Raw genomic sequence first — 24,326 nt, 5'->3', positions numbered from 1 at the left:
TCGGTGGCCCCTCGTAGACTTGATCAGTGCCTATCGTCCCGGTTGCAACCCCAGGAAAACTCAGTGTCCGCGGTGCCCGCGTACACAATCTGAAGAACGTCGACATCGACATCCCACGCGACTCCCTCGTCGTGTTCACCGGCCTGTCCGGATCGGGAAAGTCCAGTCTGGCGTTCGACACGATCTTCGCCGAAGGACAGCGTCGCTACGTCGAGTCGCTCAGCGCGTACGCGCGCCAGTTCCTCGGCCAGGTCGACCGACCAGACGTCGACTTCATCGAGGGGCTCAGCCCTGCGGTGTCGATCGACCAGAAGTCGACCAACCGAAACCCGCGGTCGACGGTGGGAACCATCACCGAGATCTACGACTACATGCGTCTGCTGTGGGCGCGCATCGGGATCCCGCACTGCCCCGAATGCGGTGAGCGCATCCAGCGACAGACCGTGCAGCAGATCGCCGATCAGCTCATGGAGCTGCCCGAGCGCACCCGGTACCAGATCGTCGCGCCCATCGTCTCGCAGAAGAAGGGCGAGTTCGTCGACCTGTTCCGCGAGTTGGGGGCCAAGGGCTACTCGCGCGCGATCGTCGACGGCGACCTCATCCAGCTCGCCGAGCCGCCCACGCTGAAGAAGAGCTACAAGCACGACATCGCCGTCGTCGTCGACCGCCTCGTCGCGGCAGACGACATCCTCGGTCGCGTCACGGATTCGGTCGAGACCGCGCTCGGACTCGCCGGTGGAGTGGTGCAGATCAACTTCGTCGACGAAGAGGGCGACGACGCCTGGCAGTCCTTCTCCGAGAAGCTCGCCTGCCCGAACGGTCACGCGCTCACTCTCACCGAGATCGAGCCGCGCACGTTCTCGTTCAACGCGCCGTTCGGCGCCTGTCCCGCCTGCTCGGGACTCGGCACCCGCATGTCGGTCGACATCGATCTGATGCTCGGCGACGAGGAGCTCTCGATCCGCGAGGGCGCCATCATCCCGTGGACGACTCAGGGCAAGGGTCTCTTCCAGTACTACGAGCGGCTGCTCGAGGGACTGGCCGACGACCTCAACTTCTCGCTGGACACCCCGTGGCAGGATCTGCGGGTCGATGTGCAGGATGCGATCCTGCGCGGCGACAACTACAAGGTCACGGTCAAGTTCAAGAACCGCTACGGGCGCGAGATGCGCTACGCCTCCGGGTTCGAGGGCGTCGTGCCGTACATCGAGCGTCAGTACGCGCAGGCCGAGTCCGACACGCAGCGCGCACGCTGGGGCGAGTACCTGCGCGAGGTGCCCTGCCCCGTCTGCGACGGCAACAGGCTCAAGCCCGAGGTGCTCGCCGTGCAGGTGCACGGTCACTCGATCGCCGAGGTGTCGCACCTCAGCCTCGCCGACGCGCGCTCTTTCATGGAGACCCTGACCCTCACCGACCGCGAGGCGAAGATCGCAGCCCAGGTGCTGCGCGAGATCCGTCTGCGACTCGACTTCCTCCTGCAGGTGGGTCTCTCATACCTCAACCTCAGCCGGTCCGCCGGGTCGCTCTCCGGTGGAGAGGCGCAGCGTATCCGTCTGGCCACGCAGATCGGCTCCGGGCTCACAGGCGTCCTGTATGTCCTCGACGAGCCTTCGATCGGTCTGCATCAGCGCGACAACCGTCGTCTGATCGACACCCTGCTGAAGCTCCGCGATCTCGGGAACACGCTCATCGTCGTCGAGCACGATGAAGAGACGATCGAGGCCGCCGACTGGGTCGTCGACATCGGACCCGGCGCCGGTGTGAACGGCGGCGAGGTCGTGCACTCCGGTCCGTACTCGGCTCTCCTGAACGAGCCGGACTCGATGACCGGGGAGTACCTCTCGGGTGCTCGCGAGATCCCGACGCCGACCAAGCGCCGCAAGTTCGACAAGAAGCGCAAGATCAGCGTGGTCGGGGCCCGCGAGAACAACCTCAAGAACGTGAGCGTAGACTTCCCGCTCGGTGTCCTGACGGCCGTGACCGGCGTCTCGGGTTCGGGCAAGTCGTCGCTCGTCAACGACATCCTGTACCAGGTGCTGGCCTCGCGACTCAACGGAGCACGCACGGTTCCCGGCAAGCACACCCGGGTCTCGGGACTCGACAACCTCGACAAGGTCGTGCACGTCGATCAGGCGCCGATCGGCCGCACGCCGCGGTCCAACCCGGCGACCTACACCGGTGTCTTCGACAGGATCCGTTCGCTGTTCAGCGAGACGCCCGAGGCGAAGGTCCGCGGATACCAGCCCGGACGATTCAGCTTCAACGTCAAGGGTGGGCGCTGCGACGCATGCTCGGGTGACGGCACGATCAAGATCGAGATGAACTTCCTTCCCGACGTGTACGTCGACTGCGAGGTCTGCCACGGCAAGCGCTACAACCGCGACACGCTGGCGGTGCACTACAAGGGCAAGAACATCGCCGAGGTGCTCGAGATGCCGATCGCCGAGGCGGCCGAGTTCTTCGAGCCCATCCAGGCGATCCACCGGTACATGAAGACCCTCGTCGACGTCGGGCTCGGGTATGTGCGTCTCGGCCAGTCGGCGACGACTCTCTCCGGCGGTGAGGCGCAGCGCGTCAAGCTCGCCACCGAGCTCCAGCGTCGCAGCAACGGACGCAGCATCTACGTGCTCGACGAGCCGACCACCGGTCTGCACTTCGAAGACGTGCGCAAGCTGCTCGAGGTCCTCAACGGCCTCGTCGACAAGGGCAACACGGTCGTCGTGATCGAGCACAACCTCGATGTGATCAAGTCGGCCGACTGGGTGATCGACCTCGGGCCCGAGGGTGGCTCAGGCGGTGGTGAGATCCTGGCGATCGGCACGCCCGAGCAGATCGCGCGAGTCGAGGACAGCCACACGGGCCAGTTCCTCGCCGAGATCCTGGGTGAGGGGCGCTCCGCGCGGAAGGCCAGCTGATGGCCGACGTCCTGCCGTACAAGCCGCGGGTTGGTGAGATCCCCACCAACCCCGGCGTGTACCGTTTCCGCGATGCCGATGGGCGCGTGCTCTACGTGGGCAAGGCCAAAAACCTCCGCCAACGCCTGTCGAACTACTTCGCTCCGTTGCGCACGCTCCATGAGCGCACGCGACGGATGGTCACCACAGCCACCTCCGTGGAGTGGACCGTCGTCTCGACCGACGTGGACTCGCTGCAGCTGGAGTACATGTGGATCAAGGAGTTCGATCCGCCGTTCAACGTCCGCTACAAGGACGACAAGTCCTACCCCTTCATGGCCGTGACGCTCGGCGATGAGGCGCCGCGTGTGATCGTGACGAGGAACCGCAAGATCCCCGGCGCCCGTTATTTCGGTCCGTATCCCAAGGTCTGGGCGGTTCACGAGACGATCGACCTGATGGTCAAGGCGTTCCCGATCCGCACCTGCAGCGACTCCAGTTACAAGCGCGCGATGCAGACCGGGCGGCCGTGCTTTCCCGGCCAGATCGGCAAGTGCGGCGGACCGTGCTCGATGACGGTGACGATCGAGGAGCACCGCGCGATGGTCGACGACTTCGTCGCCTTCATGGCCGGTGGCGACGAGCGTTTCACCAGAGACCTCACCAAGCGGATGCTGGCGGCATCGGCCGCGATGGACTACGAGGCCGCGGCCAAGTACCGCGACAAGCTCACAGCCATCGAGGCGGTGCTCGGCAAGAGCGCACTCGTGCTCGCGACCGATGAGGACGCCGATCTGTTCGGCATCGCGGAGGACGAGCTCGCAGCCGCGGTGCAGCACTTCGTGATTCGAGGCGGCCGCGTGCGCGGTGTTCGCGCGATGACCATCGAGAAGGAGATCGACATCTCCACGGCCGACCTCGTCGACCAGGTGCTGCAGCGTGCGTACGGCGACGCGCAGGATGTGCCCCGGCGGATCATCGTCCCGACCCTTCCCGATGATGCGGCCGAGCTCGAGCTGTGGTTGCGTGAGCGGCGAGGCAAGAAGGTCGAGATCGCCATCGCCCAGCGGGGTCAGCGCGCCGATCTCATGCGCACAGCGACTCTCAACGCGCAGCAGGCGCTGATCCGATACAAGACGCGACGCACCAGCGACTACGTCGCACGCACGCAGGCGCTGACCGATCTGCAGGAGGCGCTGGGGATGTCGGAGGCGCCGCTCCGCATCGAGTGCTTCGACATCTCGCACCTCGGCGGCACGAATGTGGTCGCCTCGATGGTGGTCTTCGAAGACGGGCTGCCCCGGAAAGACCAGTACCGGTCGTTCAACATCGCGGAGACGACGGACGACACCGACTCGATGTATCAGGTGCTGCGTCGTCGACTCGCCTATCTCGACCGCCCCGATGAGGCAGACGAGCCCGCAGTCGTCGCTGTCAGCGCAGAGGCGGAAGACGGATCCGCTGACGTCGTCGTCGAGGCCAAACGCAGACCCCGCTTCGCGTATCCACCGCAGCTTCTGCTCGTCGACGGTGGCCAGCCCCAGGTCGAAGCGGCCGCACGGGCGCTGCGAGACGCCGGCCACACCGAGATCGCGGTGTGCGGCATCGCGAAGCGGCTCGAAGAGATTTGGCTCCCCGGGGAGGACTTCCCGGTCATCCTGCCGCGCACGAGCGAATCGCTCTACCTGCTCCAGCGGCTGCGAGATGAAGCCCACCGATTCGCGATCACGCACCAGCGCAAGCGGCGCAAGAACGACATCACCTCGATCCTCGCCGAGGTGCCCGGGCTGGGCTCCTCGAGGATCAAAGTCCTTCTCAAGCATTTCGGCTCGGTCGCCGCGCTGCGCACCGCTCCGCCCGAGGCGATTCAGGATGTGCAGGGGATCGGGCCCGTGCTCGCTCAGAACATCCATACGCATCTCTCCACTCGCTAGGCTGGTAGGAGCGGGGGAGAAGGAGTAACCATGACTGACGGGGACAAGGGCGAGTTCCTCATCGTCACGGGCATGTCGGGCGCAGGGCGCACGACGGTGGCCAACGCACTCGAGGACCTCGGCTGGTACGTGGTCGACAACCTGCCACCGCAGATCCTCCGTCCGCTTCTCGACCTCACGGACATGGGCGGCGACGCCCTGCCGAAGGTCGCAGCGGTGGTCGATGTCCGCGGACGCAATCTCTTCGACGACTTCCCGGGCGTCGCCAGGGCGCTGAGGTCGCGCGGTTCCGTCCGCGTCCTGTTCCTGGACGCATCGGACGATGTGCTCGTGCGTCGCTTCGAGGCGGTTCGCCGGCCGCACCCGCTGCAAGGCGACGGCACTCTGCTCGACGGCATCCGCGTCGAGCGGCAACGACTCGCGCCGATCCGCGAGTCGGCAGATCTCGTCGTCGACACCTCGGGGCTCAACATCCACCAGCTCGCCACCCAGGTCTCGGACCTCTTCTCGGACGAGGGGGCTGCGAGGCACCGGGTGACGCTCATGAGCTTCGGTTTCAAGTACGGCCTTCCGACCGATGTCGACCTCGTCGCAGACATGCGCTTCCTCCCGAACCCGTTCTGGAACGAGGAGCTCCGCGGCCTCACCGGCAAGGACGAGTCCGTCAGGGACTACGTGCTCTCGCGCGAAGGGGCCGCGGAGTTCCTCGACGCCTACACGGCCGCGCTCACCCCGGTGCTCGAGGGGTATCAGCGCGAGAACAAGAGCCATTCGACCGTGGCCATAGGGTGCACCGGCGGAAAGCACCGCTCCGTCGCCATGGCGGAGGAGCTGGCCAAGCGGCTCGCGTCCGTGCCCGGAGTGGCCGTGAACGTGCGTCACCGCGACCTCGGCAGGGAATAGCAGGAGCCTCCGTCAGAGTAGGCTGGAGGTTTGCGCCGCGATCCGGCGCGTGAGCGTAGAGGAGTGTCGTGGCACTAACGACCGACGTCAAGGCTGAGCTGGTCAGCATCCGTAATGCACCCCCGACGGTGCGTGTCGCGGAGGTCACCGCGATCCTCCGGTTCGCCGGCGGACTGCACTCCATCGCCGGGCGGGTCGCCGTCGAGGCCGAGGTGGATGCCGAGATCCTCGCCCAGCGTGTCGCGCGTGACCTGGCGGAGATCTACGGCGTGCGGCCCGAGATCGCGCAGGTGCAGTCCAGCACCGCGAACGACGGTGCTCGGTGGGCCGTCAGGGTCATCGCCTCGGGGGAGACCCTCGCACGCCAGACCGGTCTGCTCGACCAGCGTCGTCGCCCCGTCCGGGGCCTGCCCAACCGTCTGACCACGGGTTCCCGTGCCGAGATCGCCGGCCTGTGGCGCGGTGCGTTCCTGGCCGCCGGAACCCTCAGCGAGCCGGGCCGGTCGGCGATGCTCGAGGTCGCCTGCCCGTCGTCGGAGGCCGCCATGGCGCTCGTGGGTGCGGCGCACCGTCTCGGCGTGGCCGCGAAGGCCCGTGAGGTCCGTGGCATGCCCCGCGTCGTCGTGCGGGAGGGAGAGGCGATCCGCACGATCCTCAGCGAGATGGGTGCACAGAAGACGGCCGTCGCCTGGGAGGAGATGCGCCAGCGTCGCGAGGTGCGCGCAGGTGTGAACCGTCTGGTGAACTTCGACGACGCGAACCTGCGCCGTTCCGCTCAGGCTGCAGTCGCCGCCTGCGCTCGGGTCGAACGAGCCCTCGAGATCCTTGCCGACGAGGTGCCCGATCACCTCAAGGTCGCCGGAGAGCTTCGTCTCGCGCACCGCGACGCGAGCCTCGACGAGCTGGGCCACCACGCCGACCCGCCCATGACCAAGGACGCCGTCGCCGGCCGCATCCGCCGTCTTCTGGCGATGGCGGACAAGCGTGCGCAGCAGGAGGGCATCCCGGGAACGGAGGCCGCCGTGCCTGCAGGTCTCGACGTCTGACGACCGAACTCCGATTCAGCGAGGCGGCCCCGATCTCCGGGGCCGCCTCGCTTCGTCATACGGAGGAAGGATCCAGTACGGGTGAGTGTTGTCGTCACTAGGATGAGTTACGTCCGCTCTACGTCGCACATCGGCGGCGCAGAGGATCGGCAAGCGCCGCGGCGCGGCGCGGATTGGATGAAAGCGACATGGCGACCTACACGCTCCCCGACCTTCCTTACGACTTCGCAGCCCTGGAGCCGCACATCAGCGGCAAGATCATGGAGCTGCACCACGACAAGCACCACGCGACGTACGTCGCCGGCGCCAACACCGCTCTCGAGCAGCTCGCCGAGGCGCGCGACAGCGGCAACCTCGCGAACGTGAACAAGCTCGAGAAGGACCTCGCGTTCAACCTCGGCGGTCACGTCAACCACTCCATCTTCTGGACCAACCTCTCGCCGACCGGCGGCGGACAGCCCGAAGGCGAGCTCAAGGCCGCCATCGACGAGTTCTTCGGCTCGTTCGAGAAGTTCCAGGCGCACTTCACCGCGAACGCCCTCGGAATCCAGGGCTCCGGCTGGTCTGTGCTCAGCTGGGACTCCATCGGCCAGCGCCTGATCATCCAGCAGCTCTTCGACCAGCAGTCCAACACGGCGCAGGGAACGGTGCCCCTGTTCCAGCTCGACATGTGGGAGCACGCCTTCTACCTCGATTACCTCAACGTCAAGGCCGACTACGTCAAGGCCGCGTGGAACATCGCCAACTGGGAGAACGTCGCTCAGCGCTTCGAGGTCGCCCGCGAGAAGACGAACGGCCTGCTGGTACTGTCGTAATCGGGTCGCGTCCCGACGGGCTCAGTCTCGTCGGGACGCCATCTCAGCCAAAAACCCCCGCGCACCGCGCACGCACGATTGCGGCGCACAGCGCACGAGAAACAGGGAGACCTGAGTGTCTGTCAAGATCGGTATCAACGGCTTCGGCCGTATCGGACGCAACTACTTCCGCGCGGCTCTCGCGCAGGGAGCGGACATCGAGATCGTCGCTGTCAACGACCTCACCGACAACAAGACCCTTGCCCACCTTCTGAAGTACGACTCCGTGGGCGGCGTGCTCGATGCTGACATCAGCTTCGACGACGAGAGCATCACGGTCAACGGCAAGGCCATCAAGGCATTCGCCGAGCGCGACCCCGCCAACCTCCCGTGGGGCGAGCTGGGCGTCGACATCGTCATCGAGTCGACCGGCTTCTTCACCAAGGCCGACCTCGCCAAGAAGCACATCGAGGCAGGGGCCAAGAAGGTCCTCATCTCGGCACCGGGCACCGGCGTCGACGGCACGTTCGTCATGGGCGTGAACGAGGACACGTACAACCCGGAGACGGACCACATCATCTCCAACGCGTCGTGCACGACCAACTGCCTCGCACCGCTGGCACAGGTCTTCAACGACGCCTTCGGCATCGACCGCGGCTTCATGATGACCGCGCACGCCTACACCGCAGACCAGAACCTGCAGGACGGCCCGCACAGCGACCTGCGTCGTGCGCGTGCTGCCGCGATCAACATCACCCCCGCGTCGACCGGCGCTGCCAAGGCGATCGGCGAGGTTCTCCCCGAGCTCCAGGGCAAGCTGAGCGGCTCGTCGTACCGCGTTCCGGTTCCCACCGGCTCGATCGTCGACCTCACGCTGATCACCGACCGCGAGAACCTCACGGTCGAAGAGGTCAACGAGGCGTACAAGAAGGCTGCTGCCGAGGGTCGCCTCGCCGGCTTCCTGCAGTACAACGAAGACCAGATCGTCTCGAGCGACATCGTGCACAACCCGCACTCGTCGATCTTCGACGCCACTCTGACCAACGTCAGCGGCAACCTGGTCAAGGTCTCCAGCTGGTACGACAACGAGTGGGGCTACTCCAACCGTCTCGTCGACCTGACCGAGTACGTGGCAGAGCGTCTCTGAGACATCTCCCATGACTCTGCGCACCCTGGATTCACTGGGTTCGCTCGAGGGCAAGCGCGTCATCGTCCGTTGTGATCTCAACGTCCCCCTGCGGGATGGGATCATCACGGACGATGGCCGTGTCCGCGCCTCGTTGCCTACCCTCAATGCTCTGATCAACGCGGGCGCCCGCGTGATCGTGTGCTCGCACCTCGGTCGTCCCGACGGCGCCCCCGACCCGCAGTACAGCCTCGCTCCGGTCGCCCAGCGACTGTCCGAGCTGCTCGGCAAGCCCGTGGCGTTCGCTCGCGACACCGTCGGCGAGTCGGCGCAGGAGGCCGTGGCCTCGCTCGAAGACGGCGGCATCGTCGTCATCGAGAACCTGCGGTTCAACCCGGGGGAGACCTCGAAGGACGACGCGGAGCGCGGCGCCTTCGCGGCTCAGCTCGCCGAACTCGGCGACGTCCTCGTCTCCGACGGTTTCGGTGTCGTGCACCGAAAGCAGGCGAGCGTCTACGACCTCGCCGAGCTGCTCCCGTCGGCTGCCGGCCTCCTCATCGCAGCCGAGCTCGACGTGCTCGACCGTCTGACCGAGAACCCCGAGCGCCCCTACGCGGTCGTGCTCGGCGGATCCAAGGTCAGCGACAAGCTCGGAGTCATCTCGCACCTGCTGCCGCGCGTGGATCGCATCCTCGTGGGTGGCGGCATGCTGTTCACCTTCCTCAAGGCGCAGGGCCACGCTGTGGCCTCCAGCCTCCTGGAAGAGGATCAGCTCGAGACGGTCCGCGGCTACATCGCCGAGGCCGAGAAGCGCGGTGTGGAGCTGGTGCTCCCGACAGACGTCATCGTCGCATCCTCGTTCTCCGCTGACGCGGACCACGAGGTCACCGCTGCCGACGCCATCGAGAGCACCGCATTCGGATCCGCCGGCATCGGTCTGGACATCGGTCCGGAGACAGCGGCTCGGTTCGCAGAGGTCATCCGCGGATCGAAGACGGTGTTCTGGAACGGTCCGATGGGCGTGTTCGAGTTCCCGGCGTTCGCCGGTGGCACGAAGGCCGTCGCCCAGGCGCTCACCGAGGTCGACGGTCTCAGTGTCGTCGGAGGCGGCGACTCGGCCGCGGCCGTGCGTCAGCTCGGCTTCGGCGACGACCAGTTCGGCCACATCTCGACCGGCGGCGGCGCCAGCCTCGAGTTCCTCGAGGGAAAGAAACTACCCGGCCTGGAGGTGCTCGGATGGGTGTGAACACCCGTACCCCGCTGATCGCGGGAAACTGGAAGATGAACCTCGATCACCTGCAGGCGGTGGCCTTCGTGCAGAAGCTGCACTGGACGCTCAAGGACGCCAAGCACGAGGACGGTTCGGTTGAGGTCGCGGTGTTCCCGCCGTTCACCGACATCCGCAGCGTGCAAACGCTGATCGATGCTGACAAGATCCCGTTCGCCCTCGGCGCGCAGGACCTCTCGGCTCACGACTCCGGCGCCTACACGGGCGAGGTCTCGGGCGCGTTCCTCGCGAAGCTCGACGCGAAGTACGTCATCATCGGTCACTCCGAGCGCCGTGAGTACCACGCGGAGTCGGACGAGATCGTCGCCGCGAAGACGAAGGCCGCGCTCAAGCACGGCCTGTCGCCCGTCATCTGCGTCGGTGAGACGGCCGAGGACCTCGAGAAGTTCGGTGCCAGCGCCGTGCCCTCGGGTCAGCTCGAGACTGCTCTCCAGGGGCTCTCGAAGGATGCCGACATCGTCGTGGCGTACGAGCCGGTCTGGGCCATCGGCTCTGGGCAGGCCGCGACGCCGCAGCAGGCGCAGGACGTCTGCGCGGCGCTGCGTGCGGTGATCGCCAAGGTCCTCGGTGACGACGCTGCGGCGCGTACCCGGATCCTGTACGGCGGATCGGTCAAGGCGGCCAACATCGCCAGCTTCATGCGCGAGCCGGATGTCGATGGCGCACTCGTCGGAGGCGCGAGCCTCGTGGTCGACGAGTTCGCGGCGATCATCCGCTTCGAGAAGCACGTCGGCGTGTGAGCGCGTGCGGCGGGGCTCCGGCCCCGCCGCACCGTATACTTGACCGTTACCGGGGCAATCCTGCCCCAGCGAAAGGCTCTTCCTCGTGGAAATTCTCGAGTTCGTCCTGCAGGTCGTGCTGGGCATCACCAGCGTCCTGCTGACTCTCCTCATCCTGCTCCACAAGGGTCGCGGCGGCGGCCTGTCCGACATGTTCGGCGGAGGCATGTCGTCGGCGGTCGGATCCTCCGGCCTCGCAGAGCGCAACCTCAATCGCTTCACCGTGATCCTCGCACTGGCGTGGTTCGTGGCGATCGTCGCGCTCGGTCTCATCACGAAGTTCGAGGTGATCTGATGGCTACCGGCGGCAACGCTATCCGAGGGACCCGCGTGGGTTCCGGCCCCATGGGCGAACAGGACCACGGCTACCACGCCGACCGCATCGCGGTCTCGTACTGGGACGGTCTCGGCAACGAGACGGTGCGGTACTTCGCCGCGGGGCTTCCCGAGGAGGAGATCCCCGAGACGATCGACCACCCGCAGTCGGGTCTTCCGGCAGGGCGGGACAAGTCGAACCCGCCTGCGCTCGCCAAGCCTGAGCCGTACAAGACGCACCTCGCCTATGTGAAGGAGCGTCGCACAGACGAGGAAGCCGTCCAGCTTCTCGAAGACGCGCTCACTCAGCTGCGTGAGCGTCGGGGTCAGTGACCTCGACCTGATCTGATGACAGAAGCCGCCGCGATCCTCTCGCGGCGGCTTCTCTCGTCTCAGGGGCGTGTTCAGCGGCATCCGGCCGCGGCGTCGATGTAGGACTGAGGTGGATATCCGTATGCCCAGACGCCGTTGGCGTCGTCGGTGAAGCCCATGCTGATCGCCCACGCCGTGGCCCACTTCTCGATGCTGTCCTGCGTCGACGAGTCGTACATGTCCTCGCACTTGACGCTGATCGCGTGGCCGACCTCGTGAGCGACCAGGGCCTTGCTGCGGTCGGCGGGCCACTGCTCAGCGACCGAGTTCGACAGTTCGATGACGGCGCGATCGGGATCGTCCCACCACCACGTGGTGAGGCCCCCCATGCTGCCGTTGTAGCCGGCATTGTTGACGACCTGGTTCCAGTCGAACTCGAGCAGCACTCCAGGGGCGAGCGACCGGGCGAAGGCCTCGATCTCTGTCCGTGCGGCCTGCAGGGGTCCGGCCTTCTCGGCGAGTTCGGCCTGTTCGGTCGTCACGACCTGACCAGCGGCATCCTGCAGTGCCGCCAACGCCTGGACCGCCGCAGCATCGAGATCGGTCGTCTCGGACGCCCGTGACGCCGCATCGCGCAGGGCGATCACGGCGTCATTCTTGGCAGAGAGGTGTGCGGATTCGAACGCGGGCGCCGCGTCGGCCGCGGAGCGGAGAACGGCTATGCCGGACTCAGCCACCTGGTCGCCGGCGGAGGCCATCGTGGGCACCGCCGCGTCGAGGTCGGCAGTCAGCTCGTCGAGATCGCGGGTATCGGCAGCGAGCCGATCGGATGCCGCGAAGAGCTCCCAGAAGGCCGATGGCTTCGTCTCGCCGGAAGGCAGGGGCTCGGCGAGCAGATCCTGGGCGGGGGCTGCAGCCTCATCGGCATCCGTCGTCGCCGTCGTGAGTGCGTCCCGCGCCTCGGGAGAGGTGAGGATGCCCGAATCCGTGCTCGTCAGCAGGGTGCCGGTGTCGACCGTGGCCAGCAGGGAATCCAGTTCCTGCTGGACGGTGGCGGCACTGCTTCGCGCCGTGGACGCCGCCGCATCGAACTCGTCGCGCGCGCCGTCGTAGCCGAGGTTCGCGGAGACCTGCGTCACGCCGACGGCGGCAGCCGCGACGAGCACCACGACGGCGGCCAGAGCGACGCCTGTGCGCCTTCTGCGAGGTCTCGGTCCTCTGTCGGATGCGCCGGCGAAGTGCGGGGGGAGCGCATGGCCTCCGACCGGGGAGGAGGCCACGTCGACGGATGCGGTCATGCGGTGGGACCTCCGAAGGGAACCGGCGTAAGACGACTCTAATCACTGGACTGGCCTGCATGAGGACTCGCAGAGACGAGAACGGCCCCCGCGGATCGCGGGGGCCGTTCGAGTGGAGGGGCTGACGAGAATCGAACTCGCATCATCTGTTTGGAAGACAGAGGCTTTACCACTAAGCTACAGCCCCGTTGCCGGCGGAGTCCCGGAGAACTGTGCCGACTCATCGATCATAGCGGACTGACGGAGGTGCTCGTGTCCGTTAGACTCGGTGGGGCTGAATCTGCATGCGGATTCCCCGGGGCGTAGCTCAGTTTGGTAGAGCGCCCGCTTTGGGAGCGGGAGGTCGCAGGTTCAACTCCTGTCGCCCCGACACGGCTTCAACGGCCTGACAGCCGCGATTCAGCGCGGAAATCACAAGGAGAGCACACCAGAATGGCGAACAGCACCGTCGAGAAGCTGACCCCGACCCGGGTCAAGCTCAGCATCACGGTCACCCCCGACGACCTCAAGCCCAGCATCGCGCACGCCTACGAGCACATCGCTCAGGACGTTCAGATCCCCGGCTTCCGCAAGGGCAAGGTCCCCGCTCCGATCATCGACCAGCGCATCGGTCGTGGTGCGGTCATCGAGCACGCGGTCAACGAGGGCCTCGACAAGTTCTTCCGCGACGCGACCGTCGAGCACAAGCTCCGCGTCGTCGGACGCCCGTCCGCCGACATCACGCAGTGGCCGAACGAGAAGGACTTCTCGGGCGACCTGCTCGTCGACATCGAGGTGGACGTGCGTCCCGAGATCGAGGTCCCGGCATTCGACGGCATCACCCTGACGGTCGACGCCGTCGAGGCTGACGACGCCGCGCTCGACGCCGAGCTCGAGAACCTGCGCGCGCGCTTCGGCACGCTCGTCCCGGTCGACCGTCCCGCAGCGAAGGGCGACTTCGTCGAGCTCGACCTCGTCGCCACGATCGACGGCGCCGAGATCGACCGCGCCGAGGGCGTCTCGTACGAGGTCGGCTCGGGCGAGCTGCTCGAGGGCATCGACGACGCGATCGAGTCGCTGACCGCCGGCGAGGACACCACGTTCCGCTCCGCACTCGTGGGCGGCGACCACGCCGGCTCCGAGGCCGAGGTCTCCGTCACCGTCAAGGCGGTCAAGGAGCGCGAGCTTCCTGAGGCCGATGACGACTTCGCGCAGATCGCCAGCGAGTTCGACACGATCGCCGAGCTCCGTGCGAGCCTCGCCGAGCGCGTCTCGCAGCAGGGCGTCTTCACGCAGGGTTCCGCGGCTCGCGACAAGCTCGTCGAGACGCTGCTCGAGCAGATCGACATCCCCGTGCCGCCGAAGCTCATCGAGGACGAGGTGCACAACCACCTCGAGGGTGAGAACCGCCTCGAGGACGACGTGCACCGCGCCGAGGTCACCGAGGCCAGCGAGAAGCAGTTCCGCACGCAGGTTCTGCTCGACACGATCGCCGAGCAGGCCGACGTGCAGGTCTCGCAGGAGGAGCTCTCGCAGTACCTCATCCAGTCCGCGTCGCAGTACGGCATGGCTCCTCAGGAGTTCGTCGAGGCCCTGCAGTCGTCGAACCAGCTCCCGGCGCTCGTCGGCGAGGTCGCCCGCAACAAGGCCCTCGCGATCGCGCTCGGCAAGGTCAAGGTCGTCGACACCAACGGCAAGCCTGTCGACCTCTCCGACTTCGTCGTGACCGACGACGAGGACGAGGCCGAGAGCGAGTCGGCTGCTGACGAGAAGCCCGCCAAGAAGGCTCCCGCCAAGAAGGCCGCCGCGAAGAAGGCTGACGACGCAGACGCCGCTGAGAAGCCGGCTGCGAAGAAGCCTGCGGCGAAGAAGGCTCCCGCGAAGAAGGCTGATGACGCTGAGGGTGCTGAGAAGCCCGCGGCGAAGAAGCCTGCAGCGAAGAAGGCTCCGGCCAAGAAGGCTGCCGACAAGGCTGAGTGATCGGACACGATCTCGTGAAGGGGCGGATGCTGCGGCATTCGCCCCTTTCTCGTGAGTGGAGCGAATGGAGGGATGAAGACATCATGAAGACCTGGGAAGAACGCGTCGACGACGTGTGGGACGACGCGACGGGCGAAGAGGTCGGTGAAGAGACCATTGCACGGATCGACGCTCTGGCTGCCGAGCGGGGCGTCGACGACGCGCGCGCGGAATTCGAACGTGCAGGCGCGCGAGATTCGGCGGGACGCCCCGCGGAGGCGGTGGAGCTCTATCGGCGCGCGCTGGCGCTGGGCCTCGATGACGAGCACCGCCCGCAGTGCGTGATCCAGATGGCGAGCTCGTTGCGCAATCTGGGTGAGTATGACGAGGCCCTCGCCGTCATCCGCGCGGAAGAGGAGCTCTCAGCCGACGGCCCCTACCGGGATGCCGTGGCGACCGTCCACGCGCTGATCCTGGCGAGTTCGGGGCGGCCGGCCCAGGGGCTGTCGGTCGCTCTCCTCGCACTCGTGCCGCACCTGCCTCGGTATCACCGGTCGATGACCGCGTACGCCCACGAGATCGCGGAACTCGACGCCTGATATGCCGACGGCGAACACGGCCTGGGCGCTGCGTTGTCGCCGGTAGATTCGAATCACTGAAACACGGAATCAGGAGCTGACATGGCTGCAGAACCCCTCCTCGCTACGAGCGTCTTCGACCGACTGTTGAAAGACCGCATCATCTGGCTGGGATCGGAGGTGCGCGACGACAATGCGAACGAGATCTGCGCGAAGATCCTCCTCCTCGCCGCAGAGGACTCCGAGAAGGACATCTACCTCTACATCAACTCGCCCGGTGGATCGATCACCGCCGGCATGGCGATCTACGACACGATGCAGTTCGTCCCGAACGACATCGTCACCGTCGGAATCGGCATGGCCGCCTCGATGGGTCAGCTGCTGCTGACCGCCGGCACGAAGGGCAAGCGCTACATCACGCCCAACGCGCGCGTGCTGCTGCACCAGCCGCACGGTGGCTTCGGCGGAACGTCGAGCGACATCCAGACGCAGGCGCAGCTGATCACCTCGATGAAGAACCGCCTGGCGGAGATCACCGCGGCGCAGACCGGCAAGTCGGTCGAGCAGATCAACGAAGACGGTGACCGCGACCGCTGGTTCACCGCCGACGAGGCGCTCGAGTACGGCTTCGTCGACCACATCCGCGACTCGGCCACCGACGTCGTCGGCGGCGGCGGAACCGACCAGGACATCAAGTAACGGAAAGCGAAAGGACTCTCATGTACGCACCCACCTTCCGCTCTGCCGGGGACCTGCCTTCGAGCCGCTACGTGCTGCCTCAGTTCGAGGAGCGCACGGCTTACGGATTCAAGCGCCAGGATCCCTACAACAAGCTGTTCGAAGATCGCGTGATCTTCCTCGGCGTCCAGGTCGACGACGCGTCGGCCGACGACGTGATGGCGCAGCTGCTCGTTCTCGAGAGCCAGGACTCCGAGCGCGACATCACGATGTACATCAACTCGCCCGGTGGTTCCTTCACCGCCATGACGGCGATCTACGACACGATGCAGTACGTCGCGCCGCAGATCCAGACCGTGGTGCTCGGCCAGGCGGCGTCGGCCGCATCGGTCCTGCTCGCCGGCGGTCACCCCGGCAAGCGCCTCGCTCTGCCCAACGCCCGCGTGCTCATGCACCAGCCGGCGATGGGCGAGGCGGGACACGGCCAGGCCTCCGACATCGAGATCCAGGCTGCGGAGATCCTGCGCATGCGCACGTGGCTCGAGGAGACCATGGCCCGTCACACGGGCAAGTCCGTCGAGCAGGTCAATCGCGACATCGACCGCGACAAGATCCTGTCGGCCGCCGAGGCGCTGGACTACGGCATCGTCGATCAGGTGCTCACGTCGCGCAAGCGCGCCTAAGCAGCTCGTCTGAGAAAGGACGTCGGCCCTCTGGGTCGGCGTCCTTTCGTCGTCTCCGGCAGATGCGCGACCGCTCGCAGGATCTCTGCTCATATGAGCGATGAGATGCGCGAACGATGCCTCGGTCGTATGCTGGAGACGGAAGGAGGATGCCATGGAAGAGGAACTGGTCATGGTCCGCGTCGCTGAGCTCTACTACGACGAGGACAAGACGCAGGACGAGATCGGCGCCCTCCTCAAGCTGTCTCGCTGGAAGGTCGGTCGCCTCCTCACACAGGCCAGAGAGCGCGGTATCGTCCGAATCGAGATCGTGCACCCCCGCGCGCGGCGTCTCGGACTCGAGCGTGAGCTCGTCGAGCGGCATGGTCTCGCGGCTGCGGTCGTGGTTCCCTCCCCGGACGGTGATGACGGGACGCTCGAGCGCGTCGCGCAGGCCGCTGCCGACTACCTCACGGCGATGCGGCCGGTGCCGCGGACGCTCGGCGTCAGCTGGGGGCGCACTCTGCGCGCCGTCGCCGAGTCGCTGCCCGAGGGGTGGGCGACCGGAGTGACCGTCGTGCAGCTGAACGGGGGAGTGAGCCTCAATCGCCGCTCGGGCGGAGCCGCAGGCCTCGCGGTCACCATCGCTCAGCGTGCATCCGGACATGTGTCGCTGCTGCCCAGTCCGGCCATTCTCGAACGCGTCGAGACCAAACAGGCGATCGAAGCCGACCGCACCGTCGCGGCCGTCCTGGTCGAAGCGGCCGAAGCGCAGGCGTTCCTGTTCACTGCGGGGCCGTGCGATGCGACATCCGCGCATGTCGAGAACGGCTATCTCACGGCAGCCGATGTCGAGGAGCTCGCCCGTCGAGGCGCCGTGGGCGACGTCCTCGGACGATACATCGATGCCGACGGCAACATCGTCGACCCGCAGCTCGATGCCCGGACGGTCGGAGTCGACCTCGGGCGTCTGCGCGCCGCCCAGCGCTCGATCTTCGTCACCGCCGGTGACGCCAAACATGACATCGCGCGCACAGTCGTCACCAGTAGCCTGTGCAGCGTTCTGGTGACAGATGAGACCACAGCACGAGCATTGTTGGAGGAACGATGACGACCCAAGAACTCAGCCGCAGATCGGCGGTGGACGTTCTCGGCGGTGAGCCGGATGACGCCACGCTCCGCCGGTTCCTGCATGGACTCCCGGGTGTCGACGCCGTCGGCCTGGAGCAGCGCGCGGCCGCACTCGGCACGCGTTCGATCAAGACGACGTCGAAGGCCTGGGCGCTCGACACGATCATCAAGCTGATCGACCTCACCACCCTCGAAGGCTCGGACACGCCGGGCAAGGTGCGCTCGCTGGTCGCCAAGGCCAAGAATCCTGATGCCTCTGACTCGACGACGCCCCGGGTCGCCGCCGTCTGCGTGTACGGCGACATGGTCGGCGCCGCCGTCGAGGCGCTCGGCTCTCTGCACGGCGACCCGGATGACGGACTCATCTCGGTGGCCGCAGTCGCCACCGCGTTCCCCAGCGGGCGTTCGTCGCTGGCCATCAAGCTCGCCGACACCGCGGAAGCGGTCGCCGCCGGCGCAGACGAGATCGACATGGTCATCGAACGTGGAGCGTTCCTCTCGGGCCGGTACGGGCTCGTGTACGACCAGATCGCCCAGGTGAAAGAGGCGTGCCGCCGCGCCGACGGCTCGTACGCCTCGCTCAAAGTGATCCTCGAGACCGGCGAGCTCAACACGTACGACAACATCAAGCGCGCATCGTGGCTCGGCATCCTCGCCGGTGGCGACTTCATCAAGACCTCGACGGGCAAGGTGCAGCCCGCGGCCACCCTGCCCACGACGCTGCTCATGCTCGAGACGGTGCGCGACTGGCACCGCGGCACGGGTGAGCGCATCGGCGTGAAGCCGGCCGGCGGCATCCGCGCGTCGAAGGACGCGGTGAAGTATCTCGTCACTGTCGCCGAGACTGTGGGGGAGGAATGGCTCCAGCCCCACCTCTTCCGTTTCGGCGCCTCGAGTCTGTTGAACGACGTGCTCCTGCAGCGTCAGAAGCTCACCACCGGCCACTACTCCGGCCCCGACTACGTCACGATCGACTAGGAGCCCCGCATATGTCATTCCTGGAATACGCTCCCGCCCCGGAGTCGAAGGCCGTTCTCACCCTCAAGGACAGCTACGGGCTGTTCATCGACGGGGAGTTCGTCGACGGCTCGGGCTCGAGCTTCGCGACCATCTCGCCGGCCGATGAGACCCACATCGCCGAGATCGCTTCGGCGAGCGACGCGGATGTCGACCGTGCGGTCGCCGCCGCGCGCCGCGCCTACGAGAAGACCTGGTCGAGGATGAGCGGTCGCGATCGGGGCAAGTACCTCTTCCGCATCGCGCGTCTCGTGCAGGAGCGGGCTCGCGAGCTCGCCGTCGCCGAGAGCCTCGACAACGGCAAGCCGATCAAGGAGAGCCGTGATGTCGACGTGCCCCTCGTCGCGTCCTGGTTCTTCTACTACGCAGGCTGGGCCGACAAGCTCGACTATGCCGGGCTCGGCGCGAACCCTCGTGCGCTCGGCGTCGCCGGACAGATCATCCCGTGGAACTTCCCGCTGCTGATGCTCGCGTGGAAGCTCGCTCCCGCACTGGCGGCGGGCAACACCGTGGTGCTCAAGCCTGCGGAGACCACTCCGCTCACGGCGCTGATCTTCGCCGAGATCCTGCAGCAGGCGGATCTTCCCGCCGGCGTCGTCAACATCATCACGGGAGCCGGTTCGACGGGTGCCACCCTCGTGCGCCACCCCGACGTCGACAAGGTCGCCTTCACGGGGTCGACGGGTGTCGGTCGCGACATCGCACGAGCCGTCGCCGGCACCGACAAGAAGGTCACGCTCGAGCTCGGCGGCAAGGCCGCGAACATCGTATTCGACGACGCGCCGATCGACCAGGCCGTCGAGGGCATCGTCAACGGCATCTTCTTCAACCAGGGGCACGTGTGCTGCGCAGGAAGCCGCCTGCTCGTGCAGGAGTCGATCCACGACGAGGTCATCGACCGGCTCAAGACCCGCCTGTCGACGCTGCGCCTCGGCGACCCGCTCGACAAGAACACGGACATCGGTGCGATCAACTCGGCGGCACAGCTCGCTCGCATCCGTGAACTGAGTGACATCGGCGAGGCCGAGGGCGCTGAGCGCTGGACCGCGGACTGCGCGATCCCCGACAAGGGGTTCTGGTTCGCTCCCACGATCTTCACCGGTGTCGAGGCGTCGCACCGCATCGCGCGCGACGAGGTCTTCGGGCCCGTCCTGTCTGTGCTCACGTTCCGCACGCCGGCTGAGGCGATCGCCAAGGCCAACAACACGCCGTACGGCCTCTCCGCCGGCATCTGGTCGGACAAGGGTTCGCGGATCCTCGCGGTCGCCGATCGACTTCGGGCCGGAGTCGTCTGGGCGAACACCTTCAACCGATTCGACCCGTCGAGCCCGTTCGGCGGATACAAGGAGTCCGGATACGGCCGCGAAGGCGGACGTCAGGGTCTCACCGCGTACCTGAAGGGGGCCTCCGCATGAGCAAGCGACTGACCGTTCCGAAGACCTACAAGCTGGCGATCGGCGGTGCGTTCCCGCGCAGCGAGTCCGGCCGCACCTACGAGGTGCTGTCGGCGAAGGGGGCGTTCCTCGCGAACGCCGCGCAGGGCTCACGCAAAGACGCACGGGATGCCGTCGTCGCCGCGCGCGCCGCGGTGAAGGGCTGGTCCGGCGCCACCGCCTACAACCGCGGTCAGGTGCTCTATCGGGTCGCCGAGGTCCTCGAGGGGCGTCGCGCGCAGTTCATCGACGAGATCGCCGCGCAGGAGGGCGTCTCGTCGTCGGCAGCCGCTGCGCAGGTCGACGAGGCGATCGATCTGTGGGTCTGGTACGCCGGCTGGTGCGACAAGTACGCGCAGGTCGCGGGCAACGCGAACCCCGTCTCGGGTCCGTACTTCAACATCTCGGTGCCGGAGCCCACCGGTGTCGTCGCGATCGTCGCGCCGCAGGACTCGGCGCTGCTCGGTCTCGTCTCGGTCGTGGCGCCGGCTCTGGTGGCGGGCAACACCGTCGTCGTGATCGCGAGCGAGCGGTTCCCGCTGTCGGCCATCAGTCTTGCCGAGGTGCTCGCCACCAGCGATGTGCCCGGAGGAGTCGTGAACGTGCTCACCGGCTCGCCGGCCGAGATGGCGCCGTGGCTCGCCTCGCACCAGGACGTCAACGCGCTCGATCTGGCCGGTGCCGGCGACCTCGAGTGGGTCGACCTGCAGATCGCAGCCGCCGAGACCCTCAAGCGGGTTCTGGCTCCCGGTGCCGTCACCGCATCTCCGGAGCGCATCGGCGCCTTCACCGAGGTCAAGACGGTCTGGCACACCAAGAGCCTCGTCTGACATCGGCGGAACCCGCCCGCGCACGTGAGCCCCGTAGCATCAGCTGCGGGGCTCACAGCACTCGGCATCGTTCGAGTGGACCTGCACTGCTGATCAGAGACCCGGCAGCCAACATCGGGCAGCGACGGTATGGTGCGCACACCCCGCGTGGGCCGTCACGCCGAGGCGACGTCGCGTTCACGACCGCAGTGCGTCTGCGGGCACGATGCGGTTCGCGCGAACTGCTCCGGCGATCGCGCCGAGAGCGGCGATGGCGATTCCCGCTCCGAGGGCGGCAAGCGCGAGGACGGGGTCGAAGACCGGGGTCCACCTCTGGGCGATCGTCACAGCGAGTACTGCGGTCATCCCTATGACGATGCCGAGGAGACTGCCGAACAATCCGACAAGCACAGCTTCGAGTAACAGCATCGTCGCGATATGGTTCTTGCGCGCTCCGATCGCACGCCGAAGTCCGATCTCGTTGCGTCGTTCGGCGACGGCCGAGAGGGTGGCGATCGTCACTGAGGCTGCAGCAGCGAGTCCGGTCACGATCGTCAGCAGCGCCAGGCTCAGCGCGACGCTCGCCTCCACATTCGCGCGCAGAGAGTCCGCCGGCGGGGAGATGCGACATCGACGCGTTCCGGCTGTACAGGGTCGAGCACAAGCGGCGCTTCCTCCGCGATGCTCGCAGCGGCGCCCATTTCCGTGACGACGTAGGCCGTCACCGTGCTCGTCGGAGGGTTCGCGGTCTCAGGGTTCTCGTCGCCTCCGGTCACGGCCTTGCCGAGCAGATCGGGCGCGCGCGGGGAATCAGTGATGACTCCCACGACGACGAGGGTCCGGCCGGCGATCTCGATCGTCGGAGCCAGATCGACCGGCGCCATCCCGATGCCCTCGGCCAGATACGCGCCGACGAGCACCTGGTTCGAAGCGAGCGACGCCATCGGCGCATCCGTCCAGTCGATGTCGAGGCGTAGTGCAGTCCTGATGTCTCCGTAGCTCGCGTATGTGGATGTGTCCGTCGCCTCGCGTGGGGCACCGACGCGCACACTTGCCGTGCCGAGATCCTCGAGGATGGCGACGGCGGCTGAGCCATTCAGATCCGCCAAGGATTCGGCAACATCCGGGAGACCGGTCTCGACCGTCGCTGAGACGCCATCGCCGGAGACCGTAGCGGTGACGTCGCGGCTCTTGACGGCATCGAAGCTCTCGGAGACCTGCTGCTGCGCTGTGGCTGAAAGTCCCAAGGTCGCCACGAACAGAGTCGCAGCGACTGCGATCGCTGCGATGAGCCCGGCGGCGCGCCCGGGGCGGCTCAGCAGGTTCGCAGCGGCGTCTCTGACTGCAGCGGTCGGTCGCACAGTGGACGCCTTCCCCGGCGTCTTCGGTTCCTCGTGGTGCTTGATAGGAGGAGGATTCTCGGTGCAGCCCTCTTCCGTGCGCTCCTGAACTTCGCCGTCCACGACGTGGATCTGTCGGTCAGCATGCTGTGCGACCTGCTCCGAGTGGGTCACGAGGATCAGTGTCGCGCCATGTTGACGGAGGTTTTCGAAGCTCGTCATGACCGCTTCAGTGGTGCTCGAGTCAAGGTTGCCTGTGGGCTCATCCGCCACGACGATGGGCGCCCCGGAGGCGAGCGCCCGAGCGATCGCTACGCGTTGACGTTGTCCGCCGGACAGCTGGCGTGGCTTCGCATCAGCAAGGTCTGCGATTCCCACATCAGCGAGCGCGGCAAGGGCTCGCGTCCTCATCCTGCGGGGGTCGACACCGCGATAGTGCATCGACAGTTCCACGTTCTCGACGACCGAGCGGCGGTCGAGGAGGTGGAAGGCCTGGAAGACGAACGCGAATGTCTCGGAGCGGTGGGCGCATGCTGCGCCTTCTTTCAGTGCGGCAACGTCCTGACGATCGATGAGGTAAGTTCCCGTCGACGGAGCATCGAGCAGCCCGAGGACGTTGAGCAGGGTCGACTTCCCACTGCCCGATTCACCCTGGATGGCGATGTAGCTGCCTTGCGGGACGTCAAGGTCGACGCCTCGCAGCGCGTCTACCGACGACAGGCGGGTGCCGTAGCGCTTGGTGATATCTCGAAGGGTGAGCCCGGGCACTACTGGACTCTCACTCGATCGCCAGGCTTCAGCTTCGCGTCCTTTAGGACCTCGATGGCGCTGAGGCCGTTCAGCTCGCCGAGCTCCTTCACCGGCACCTCCAGGAAATCACCTTCCGAGTCCTGGCGCAGAACGTATCGACTCGAGCCGCGGGAGGCGACAGCGCGACTCGGCACGAGGAGAGCATCCGTCGCAACCACGCTGCGGGTCACCACGAGTACGGGCTTCTCTCCGACGGTCGAGTCCGGAATGGGCGGAGTGCCAGGGTCCCCAAAGTCGGCTGTCACGAAGGTGATCGGAACCAGACCTTCCTCGTCGGCCGCTCCGATGTTCTGCAGGACGAGGGGGACTTCGGTCCCTGCGATCGTCGCTTTCGCCTCGAAGCCGACTTCTAGCTGGGCCGCGGTGGCTGCGATCACGGTCGCTGAGGCGATGGGATACCCCTTGGCGAAGACGACCGCTGCATCATCCGGCAGTGAACCCACACCTGGCGCCGCGACGACAGCAGCTGGTAGGGCCGAGGTCACCACGAACGAGCTCGACCTGGCGACGGCTCGCATCTTCCCGGCTGTGGGAGCGACAGGTGTCCCCGGGGCTACTGGGACCGGCTGGACTCCCGGGGTGGCGGGGTTCGAGGGAGCGGCGGGATCTTGCGAGGGCGGCGGGGCTGTCTGGGTAGTAGCTGAGCTCTCCTCGGCTGCGGTTGCCGCTTCCATGGGGACGTTATAGCCATGGTCGGCGTAAAGACTGGTGAGCGAACGCTCTGTTTCTGGGCCGAAGATCCCGTCTGCCGTCGTGGAGTATCCGGCGGCAGTCAACGCGTGCTGCAACTGCTCGACGTCGCGGCCGGTATCTCCGGTGCGCAGATCTCGGAAGAACGGAAACGCGCCAGGCAGGGCGAAGACCGGCTGGGCGTTGATCTCGAGGAGCACCTGGCCGGCCGAGACTTGCGAGCCAACTGCAACAGGTGCGTCGGTCACGACTGCAACACCGCCCTCGCCCGGGGCAGCCAGACTGGTCGACGTCTGCTCACCTGCACGCACTTCACCCTGCACCGTCAGGGTCTCGGCGAGGATTCCTTGTTCCACGGGGGCTGTGATCGCTGAGGGCAGAGGCGCTGCGGCGTCACTGGCGATCTGGCTGGGGGAGCGGAACGCCGACGCGGCCGCCCATCCACCAGCAAGCAGAGCCGCACTGGCAACCGCGACAACCATCACCACCGTCGCGCGTCGGCCAGGTTTCGTTCGACCACCTGAGCGCTCACCTGGCCGAACGAGGGGGTC

The 24,326-nt window shown here is 66.8% G+C and carries 22 protein-coding genes and 2 tRNA genes; 19 read left to right on the top strand and 5 right to left on the bottom strand.

Annotated elements, in window-relative coordinates; translation table 11 throughout:
- Positions 1-26 precede the first annotated feature (26 nt).
- The 10 genes from uvrA (at position 27) to AB0N61_RS17000 (ending at position 11,412) form a co-directional block, all read left to right on the top strand.
- Positions 27-2,915: an excinuclease ABC subunit UvrA gene (uvrA, locus tag AB0N61_RS17045; RefSeq protein WP_167942651.1), complete on the top strand. Its 2,889-nt coding sequence runs from the start codon at positions 27-29 to the stop codon at positions 2,913-2,915.
- Entirely contained in the window at positions 2,915-4,828 is a 1,914-nt protein-coding gene (gene uvrC / locus AB0N61_RS17040; RefSeq protein ID WP_363365524.1) for an excinuclease ABC subunit UvrC, read from the top strand. The genes uvrA and uvrC overlap by 1 nt, the downstream gene beginning before the upstream one ends.
- A 30-nt stretch (positions 4,829-4,858) precedes the next feature.
- Positions 4,859-5,731 (top strand): RNase adapter RapZ, encoded by an 873-nt coding sequence (rapZ, locus tag AB0N61_RS17035; RefSeq protein ID WP_167942653.1) that lies wholly within the window; start codon positions 4,859-4,861, stop codon positions 5,729-5,731.
- 68 nt (positions 5,732-5,799) lie between these two features.
- Positions 5,800-6,777 carry a DNA-binding protein WhiA gene (whiA, locus tag AB0N61_RS17030; RefSeq protein ID WP_363365523.1) on the top strand — a complete coding sequence of 326 codons (978 nt, stop codon included), beginning with the start codon at positions 5,800-5,802 and terminating at the stop codon, positions 6,775-6,777.
- A gap of 188 nt (positions 6,778-6,965) precedes the next feature.
- Positions 6,966-7,592 (top strand): superoxide dismutase, encoded by a 627-nt coding sequence (locus AB0N61_RS17025; protein WP_042540783.1) that lies wholly within the window; start codon positions 6,966-6,968, stop codon positions 7,590-7,592.
- A 115-nt stretch (positions 7,593-7,707) separates the two neighbouring features.
- Positions 7,708-8,718 carry a type I glyceraldehyde-3-phosphate dehydrogenase gene (gap, locus tag AB0N61_RS17020; protein WP_167942655.1) on the top strand — a complete coding sequence of 337 codons (1,011 nt, stop codon included), beginning with the start codon at positions 7,708-7,710 and terminating at the stop codon, positions 8,716-8,718.
- Between the two features lie 10 nt (positions 8,719-8,728).
- Complete coding sequence (locus AB0N61_RS17015; protein WP_363365522.1) at positions 8,729-9,943, top strand: phosphoglycerate kinase; 1,215 nt, start codon at positions 8,729-8,731, stop codon at positions 9,941-9,943.
- Positions 9,934-10,725, top strand: a complete 792-nt coding sequence (tpiA, locus tag AB0N61_RS17010) for a triose-phosphate isomerase (protein ID WP_167942657.1) — start codon at positions 9,934-9,936, stop codon at positions 10,723-10,725. Before AB0N61_RS17015 ends, tpiA begins: the two co-directional genes overlap by 10 nt.
- 85 nt (positions 10,726-10,810) lie before the next feature.
- Positions 10,811-11,059, top strand: coding sequence for a preprotein translocase subunit SecG (gene secG, locus AB0N61_RS17005; RefSeq protein ID WP_060926463.1), 249 nt, complete (start codon positions 10,811-10,813; stop codon positions 11,057-11,059).
- Complete coding sequence (locus tag AB0N61_RS17000) at positions 11,059-11,412, top strand: RNA polymerase-binding protein RbpA (RefSeq protein ID WP_363365521.1); 354 nt, start codon at positions 11,059-11,061, stop codon at positions 11,410-11,412. The genes secG and AB0N61_RS17000 overlap by 1 nt, the downstream gene beginning before the upstream one ends.
- 71 nt (positions 11,413-11,483) lie before the next feature.
- On the opposite strand, the gene AB0N61_RS16995 is transcribed toward AB0N61_RS17000, so the two are convergent.
- Positions 11,484-12,689 carry a hypothetical protein gene (locus tag AB0N61_RS16995; protein ID WP_363365520.1) on the bottom strand — a complete coding sequence of 402 codons (1,206 nt, stop codon included), beginning with the start codon at positions 12,687-12,689 and terminating at the stop codon, positions 11,484-11,486.
- A gap of 113 nt (positions 12,690-12,802) precedes the next feature.
- Positions 12,803-12,876: transfer RNA gene (locus AB0N61_RS16990), tRNA-Gly, on the bottom strand.
- Positions 12,877-12,985: 109 nt separating this feature from the next.
- On the opposite strand from AB0N61_RS16990, the gene AB0N61_RS16985 reads away from it, so the two are divergent.
- From AB0N61_RS16985 to AB0N61_RS16945, 9 genes are all read left to right on the top strand, one after another.
- Positions 12,986-13,059: transfer RNA gene (locus AB0N61_RS16985), tRNA-Pro, on the top strand.
- 62 nt (positions 13,060-13,121) lie between these two features.
- Positions 13,122-14,648: a trigger factor gene (gene tig, locus AB0N61_RS16980; RefSeq protein WP_363365519.1), complete on the top strand. Its 1,527-nt coding sequence runs from the start codon at positions 13,122-13,124 to the stop codon at positions 14,646-14,648.
- Positions 14,649-14,731: 83 nt separating this feature from the next.
- Positions 14,732-15,226 (top strand): tetratricopeptide repeat protein, encoded by a 495-nt coding sequence (locus tag AB0N61_RS16975; protein ID WP_363365518.1) that lies wholly within the window; start codon positions 14,732-14,734, stop codon positions 15,224-15,226.
- Between the two features lie 81 nt (positions 15,227-15,307).
- Positions 15,308-15,904: an ATP-dependent Clp protease proteolytic subunit gene (locus AB0N61_RS16970; RefSeq protein WP_042540775.1), complete on the top strand. Its 597-nt coding sequence runs from the start codon at positions 15,308-15,310 to the stop codon at positions 15,902-15,904.
- A gap of 20 nt (positions 15,905-15,924) precedes the next feature.
- A complete protein-coding gene (locus tag AB0N61_RS16965; RefSeq protein WP_167942662.1) occupies positions 15,925-16,566 on the top strand; it encodes an ATP-dependent Clp protease proteolytic subunit in 642 nt (213 codons plus the stop codon).
- A gap of 154 nt (positions 16,567-16,720) precedes the next feature.
- Positions 16,721-17,656, top strand: coding sequence for a sugar-binding domain-containing protein (locus tag AB0N61_RS16960; RefSeq protein ID WP_363365517.1), 936 nt, complete (start codon positions 16,721-16,723; stop codon positions 17,654-17,656).
- Entirely contained in the window at positions 17,653-18,654 is a 1,002-nt protein-coding gene (deoC, locus tag AB0N61_RS16955; RefSeq protein WP_363365516.1) for a deoxyribose-phosphate aldolase, read from the top strand. The genes AB0N61_RS16960 and deoC overlap by 4 nt, the downstream gene beginning before the upstream one ends.
- An 11-nt stretch (positions 18,655-18,665) precedes the next feature.
- Positions 18,666-20,108, top strand: a complete 1,443-nt coding sequence (locus AB0N61_RS16950) for an aldehyde dehydrogenase family protein (protein ID WP_167942665.1) — start codon at positions 18,666-18,668, stop codon at positions 20,106-20,108.
- Positions 20,105-20,956, top strand: coding sequence for an aldehyde dehydrogenase family protein (locus tag AB0N61_RS16945; protein ID WP_363365515.1), 852 nt, complete (start codon positions 20,105-20,107; stop codon positions 20,954-20,956). Before AB0N61_RS16950 ends, AB0N61_RS16945 begins: the two co-directional genes overlap by 4 nt.
- Before the next feature lie 177 nt (positions 20,957-21,133).
- Here the strand turns inward: AB0N61_RS16945 and AB0N61_RS16940 are convergent, their stop codons facing one another.
- The 3 genes from AB0N61_RS16940 to AB0N61_RS16930 are packed head-to-tail and all read right to left on the bottom strand — an operon-like array spanning position 21,134 to position 24,257.
- Positions 21,134-21,526, bottom strand: a complete 393-nt coding sequence (locus AB0N61_RS16940; protein WP_363365514.1) for an FtsX-like permease family protein — start codon at positions 21,524-21,526, stop codon at positions 21,134-21,136.
- Positions 21,505-23,043, bottom strand: coding sequence for an ATP-binding cassette domain-containing protein (locus tag AB0N61_RS16935; RefSeq protein ID WP_363365513.1), 1,539 nt, complete (start codon positions 23,041-23,043; stop codon positions 21,505-21,507). Before AB0N61_RS16935 ends, AB0N61_RS16940 begins: the two co-directional genes overlap by 22 nt.
- Positions 23,043-24,257 (bottom strand): peptidoglycan-binding domain-containing protein, encoded by a 1,215-nt coding sequence (locus AB0N61_RS16930; protein ID WP_363365551.1) that lies wholly within the window; start codon positions 24,255-24,257, stop codon positions 23,043-23,045. Before AB0N61_RS16930 ends, AB0N61_RS16935 begins: the two co-directional genes overlap by 1 nt.
- Between the last annotated feature and the right edge of the window lie 69 nt (positions 24,258-24,326).

Source organism: Microbacterium sp. NPDC089320 (genome assembly GCF_040684875.1).
Classification (GTDB): Bacteria; Actinomycetota; Actinomycetes; order Actinomycetales; family Microbacteriaceae; genus Microbacterium.
The sequence above is the reverse complement of the archived record's forward strand: the minus strand, read 5'-3'. Positions and strand labels throughout refer to the sequence as shown.

What these genes read in the sequence shown, in the direction of transcription:
- uvrC (WP_363365524.1), top strand. Translation starts at nt 2,915, where the DNA reads ATGGCCGACGTCCTGCCGTACAAGCCGCGGGTTGGTGAGATCCCCACC.
- rapZ (WP_167942653.1), top strand. Translation starts at nt 4,859, where the DNA reads ATGACTGACGGGGACAAGGGCGAGTTCCTCATCGTCACGGGCATGTCG.
- AB0N61_RS17025 (WP_042540783.1), top strand. Translation starts at nt 6,966, where the DNA reads ATGGCGACCTACACGCTCCCCGACCTTCCTTACGACTTCGCAGCCCTG.
- AB0N61_RS17015 (WP_363365522.1), top strand. Translation starts at nt 8,729, where the DNA reads ATGACTCTGCGCACCCTGGATTCACTGGGTTCGCTCGAGGGCAAGCGC.
- tpiA (WP_167942657.1), top strand. Translation starts at nt 9,934, where the DNA reads ATGGGTGTGAACACCCGTACCCCGCTGATCGCGGGAAACTGGAAGATG.
- AB0N61_RS17000 (WP_363365521.1), top strand. Translation starts at nt 11,059, where the DNA reads ATGGCTACCGGCGGCAACGCTATCCGAGGGACCCGCGTGGGTTCCGGC.
- AB0N61_RS16995 (WP_363365520.1), bottom strand. Translation starts at nt 12,689, where the DNA reads ATGACCGCATCCGTCGACGTGGCCTCCTCCCCGGTCGGAGGCCATGCG.
- tig (WP_363365519.1), top strand. Translation starts at nt 13,122, where the DNA reads ATGGCGAACAGCACCGTCGAGAAGCTGACCCCGACCCGGGTCAAGCTC.
- AB0N61_RS16975 (WP_363365518.1), top strand. Translation starts at nt 14,732, where the DNA reads ATGAAGACCTGGGAAGAACGCGTCGACGACGTGTGGGACGACGCGACG.
- AB0N61_RS16970 (WP_042540775.1), top strand. Translation starts at nt 15,308, where the DNA reads ATGGCTGCAGAACCCCTCCTCGCTACGAGCGTCTTCGACCGACTGTTG.
- AB0N61_RS16965 (WP_167942662.1), top strand. Translation starts at nt 15,925, where the DNA reads ATGTACGCACCCACCTTCCGCTCTGCCGGGGACCTGCCTTCGAGCCGC.
- AB0N61_RS16960 (WP_363365517.1), top strand. Translation starts at nt 16,721, where the DNA reads ATGGAAGAGGAACTGGTCATGGTCCGCGTCGCTGAGCTCTACTACGAC.
- deoC (WP_363365516.1), top strand. Translation starts at nt 17,653, where the DNA reads ATGACGACCCAAGAACTCAGCCGCAGATCGGCGGTGGACGTTCTCGGC.
- AB0N61_RS16950 (WP_167942665.1), top strand. Translation starts at nt 18,666, where the DNA reads ATGTCATTCCTGGAATACGCTCCCGCCCCGGAGTCGAAGGCCGTTCTC.
- AB0N61_RS16945 (WP_363365515.1), top strand. Translation starts at nt 20,105, where the DNA reads ATGAGCAAGCGACTGACCGTTCCGAAGACCTACAAGCTGGCGATCGGC.
- AB0N61_RS16930 (WP_363365551.1), bottom strand. Translation starts at nt 24,257, where the DNA reads ATGGTTGTCGCGGTTGCCAGTGCGGCTCTGCTTGCTGGTGGATGGGCG.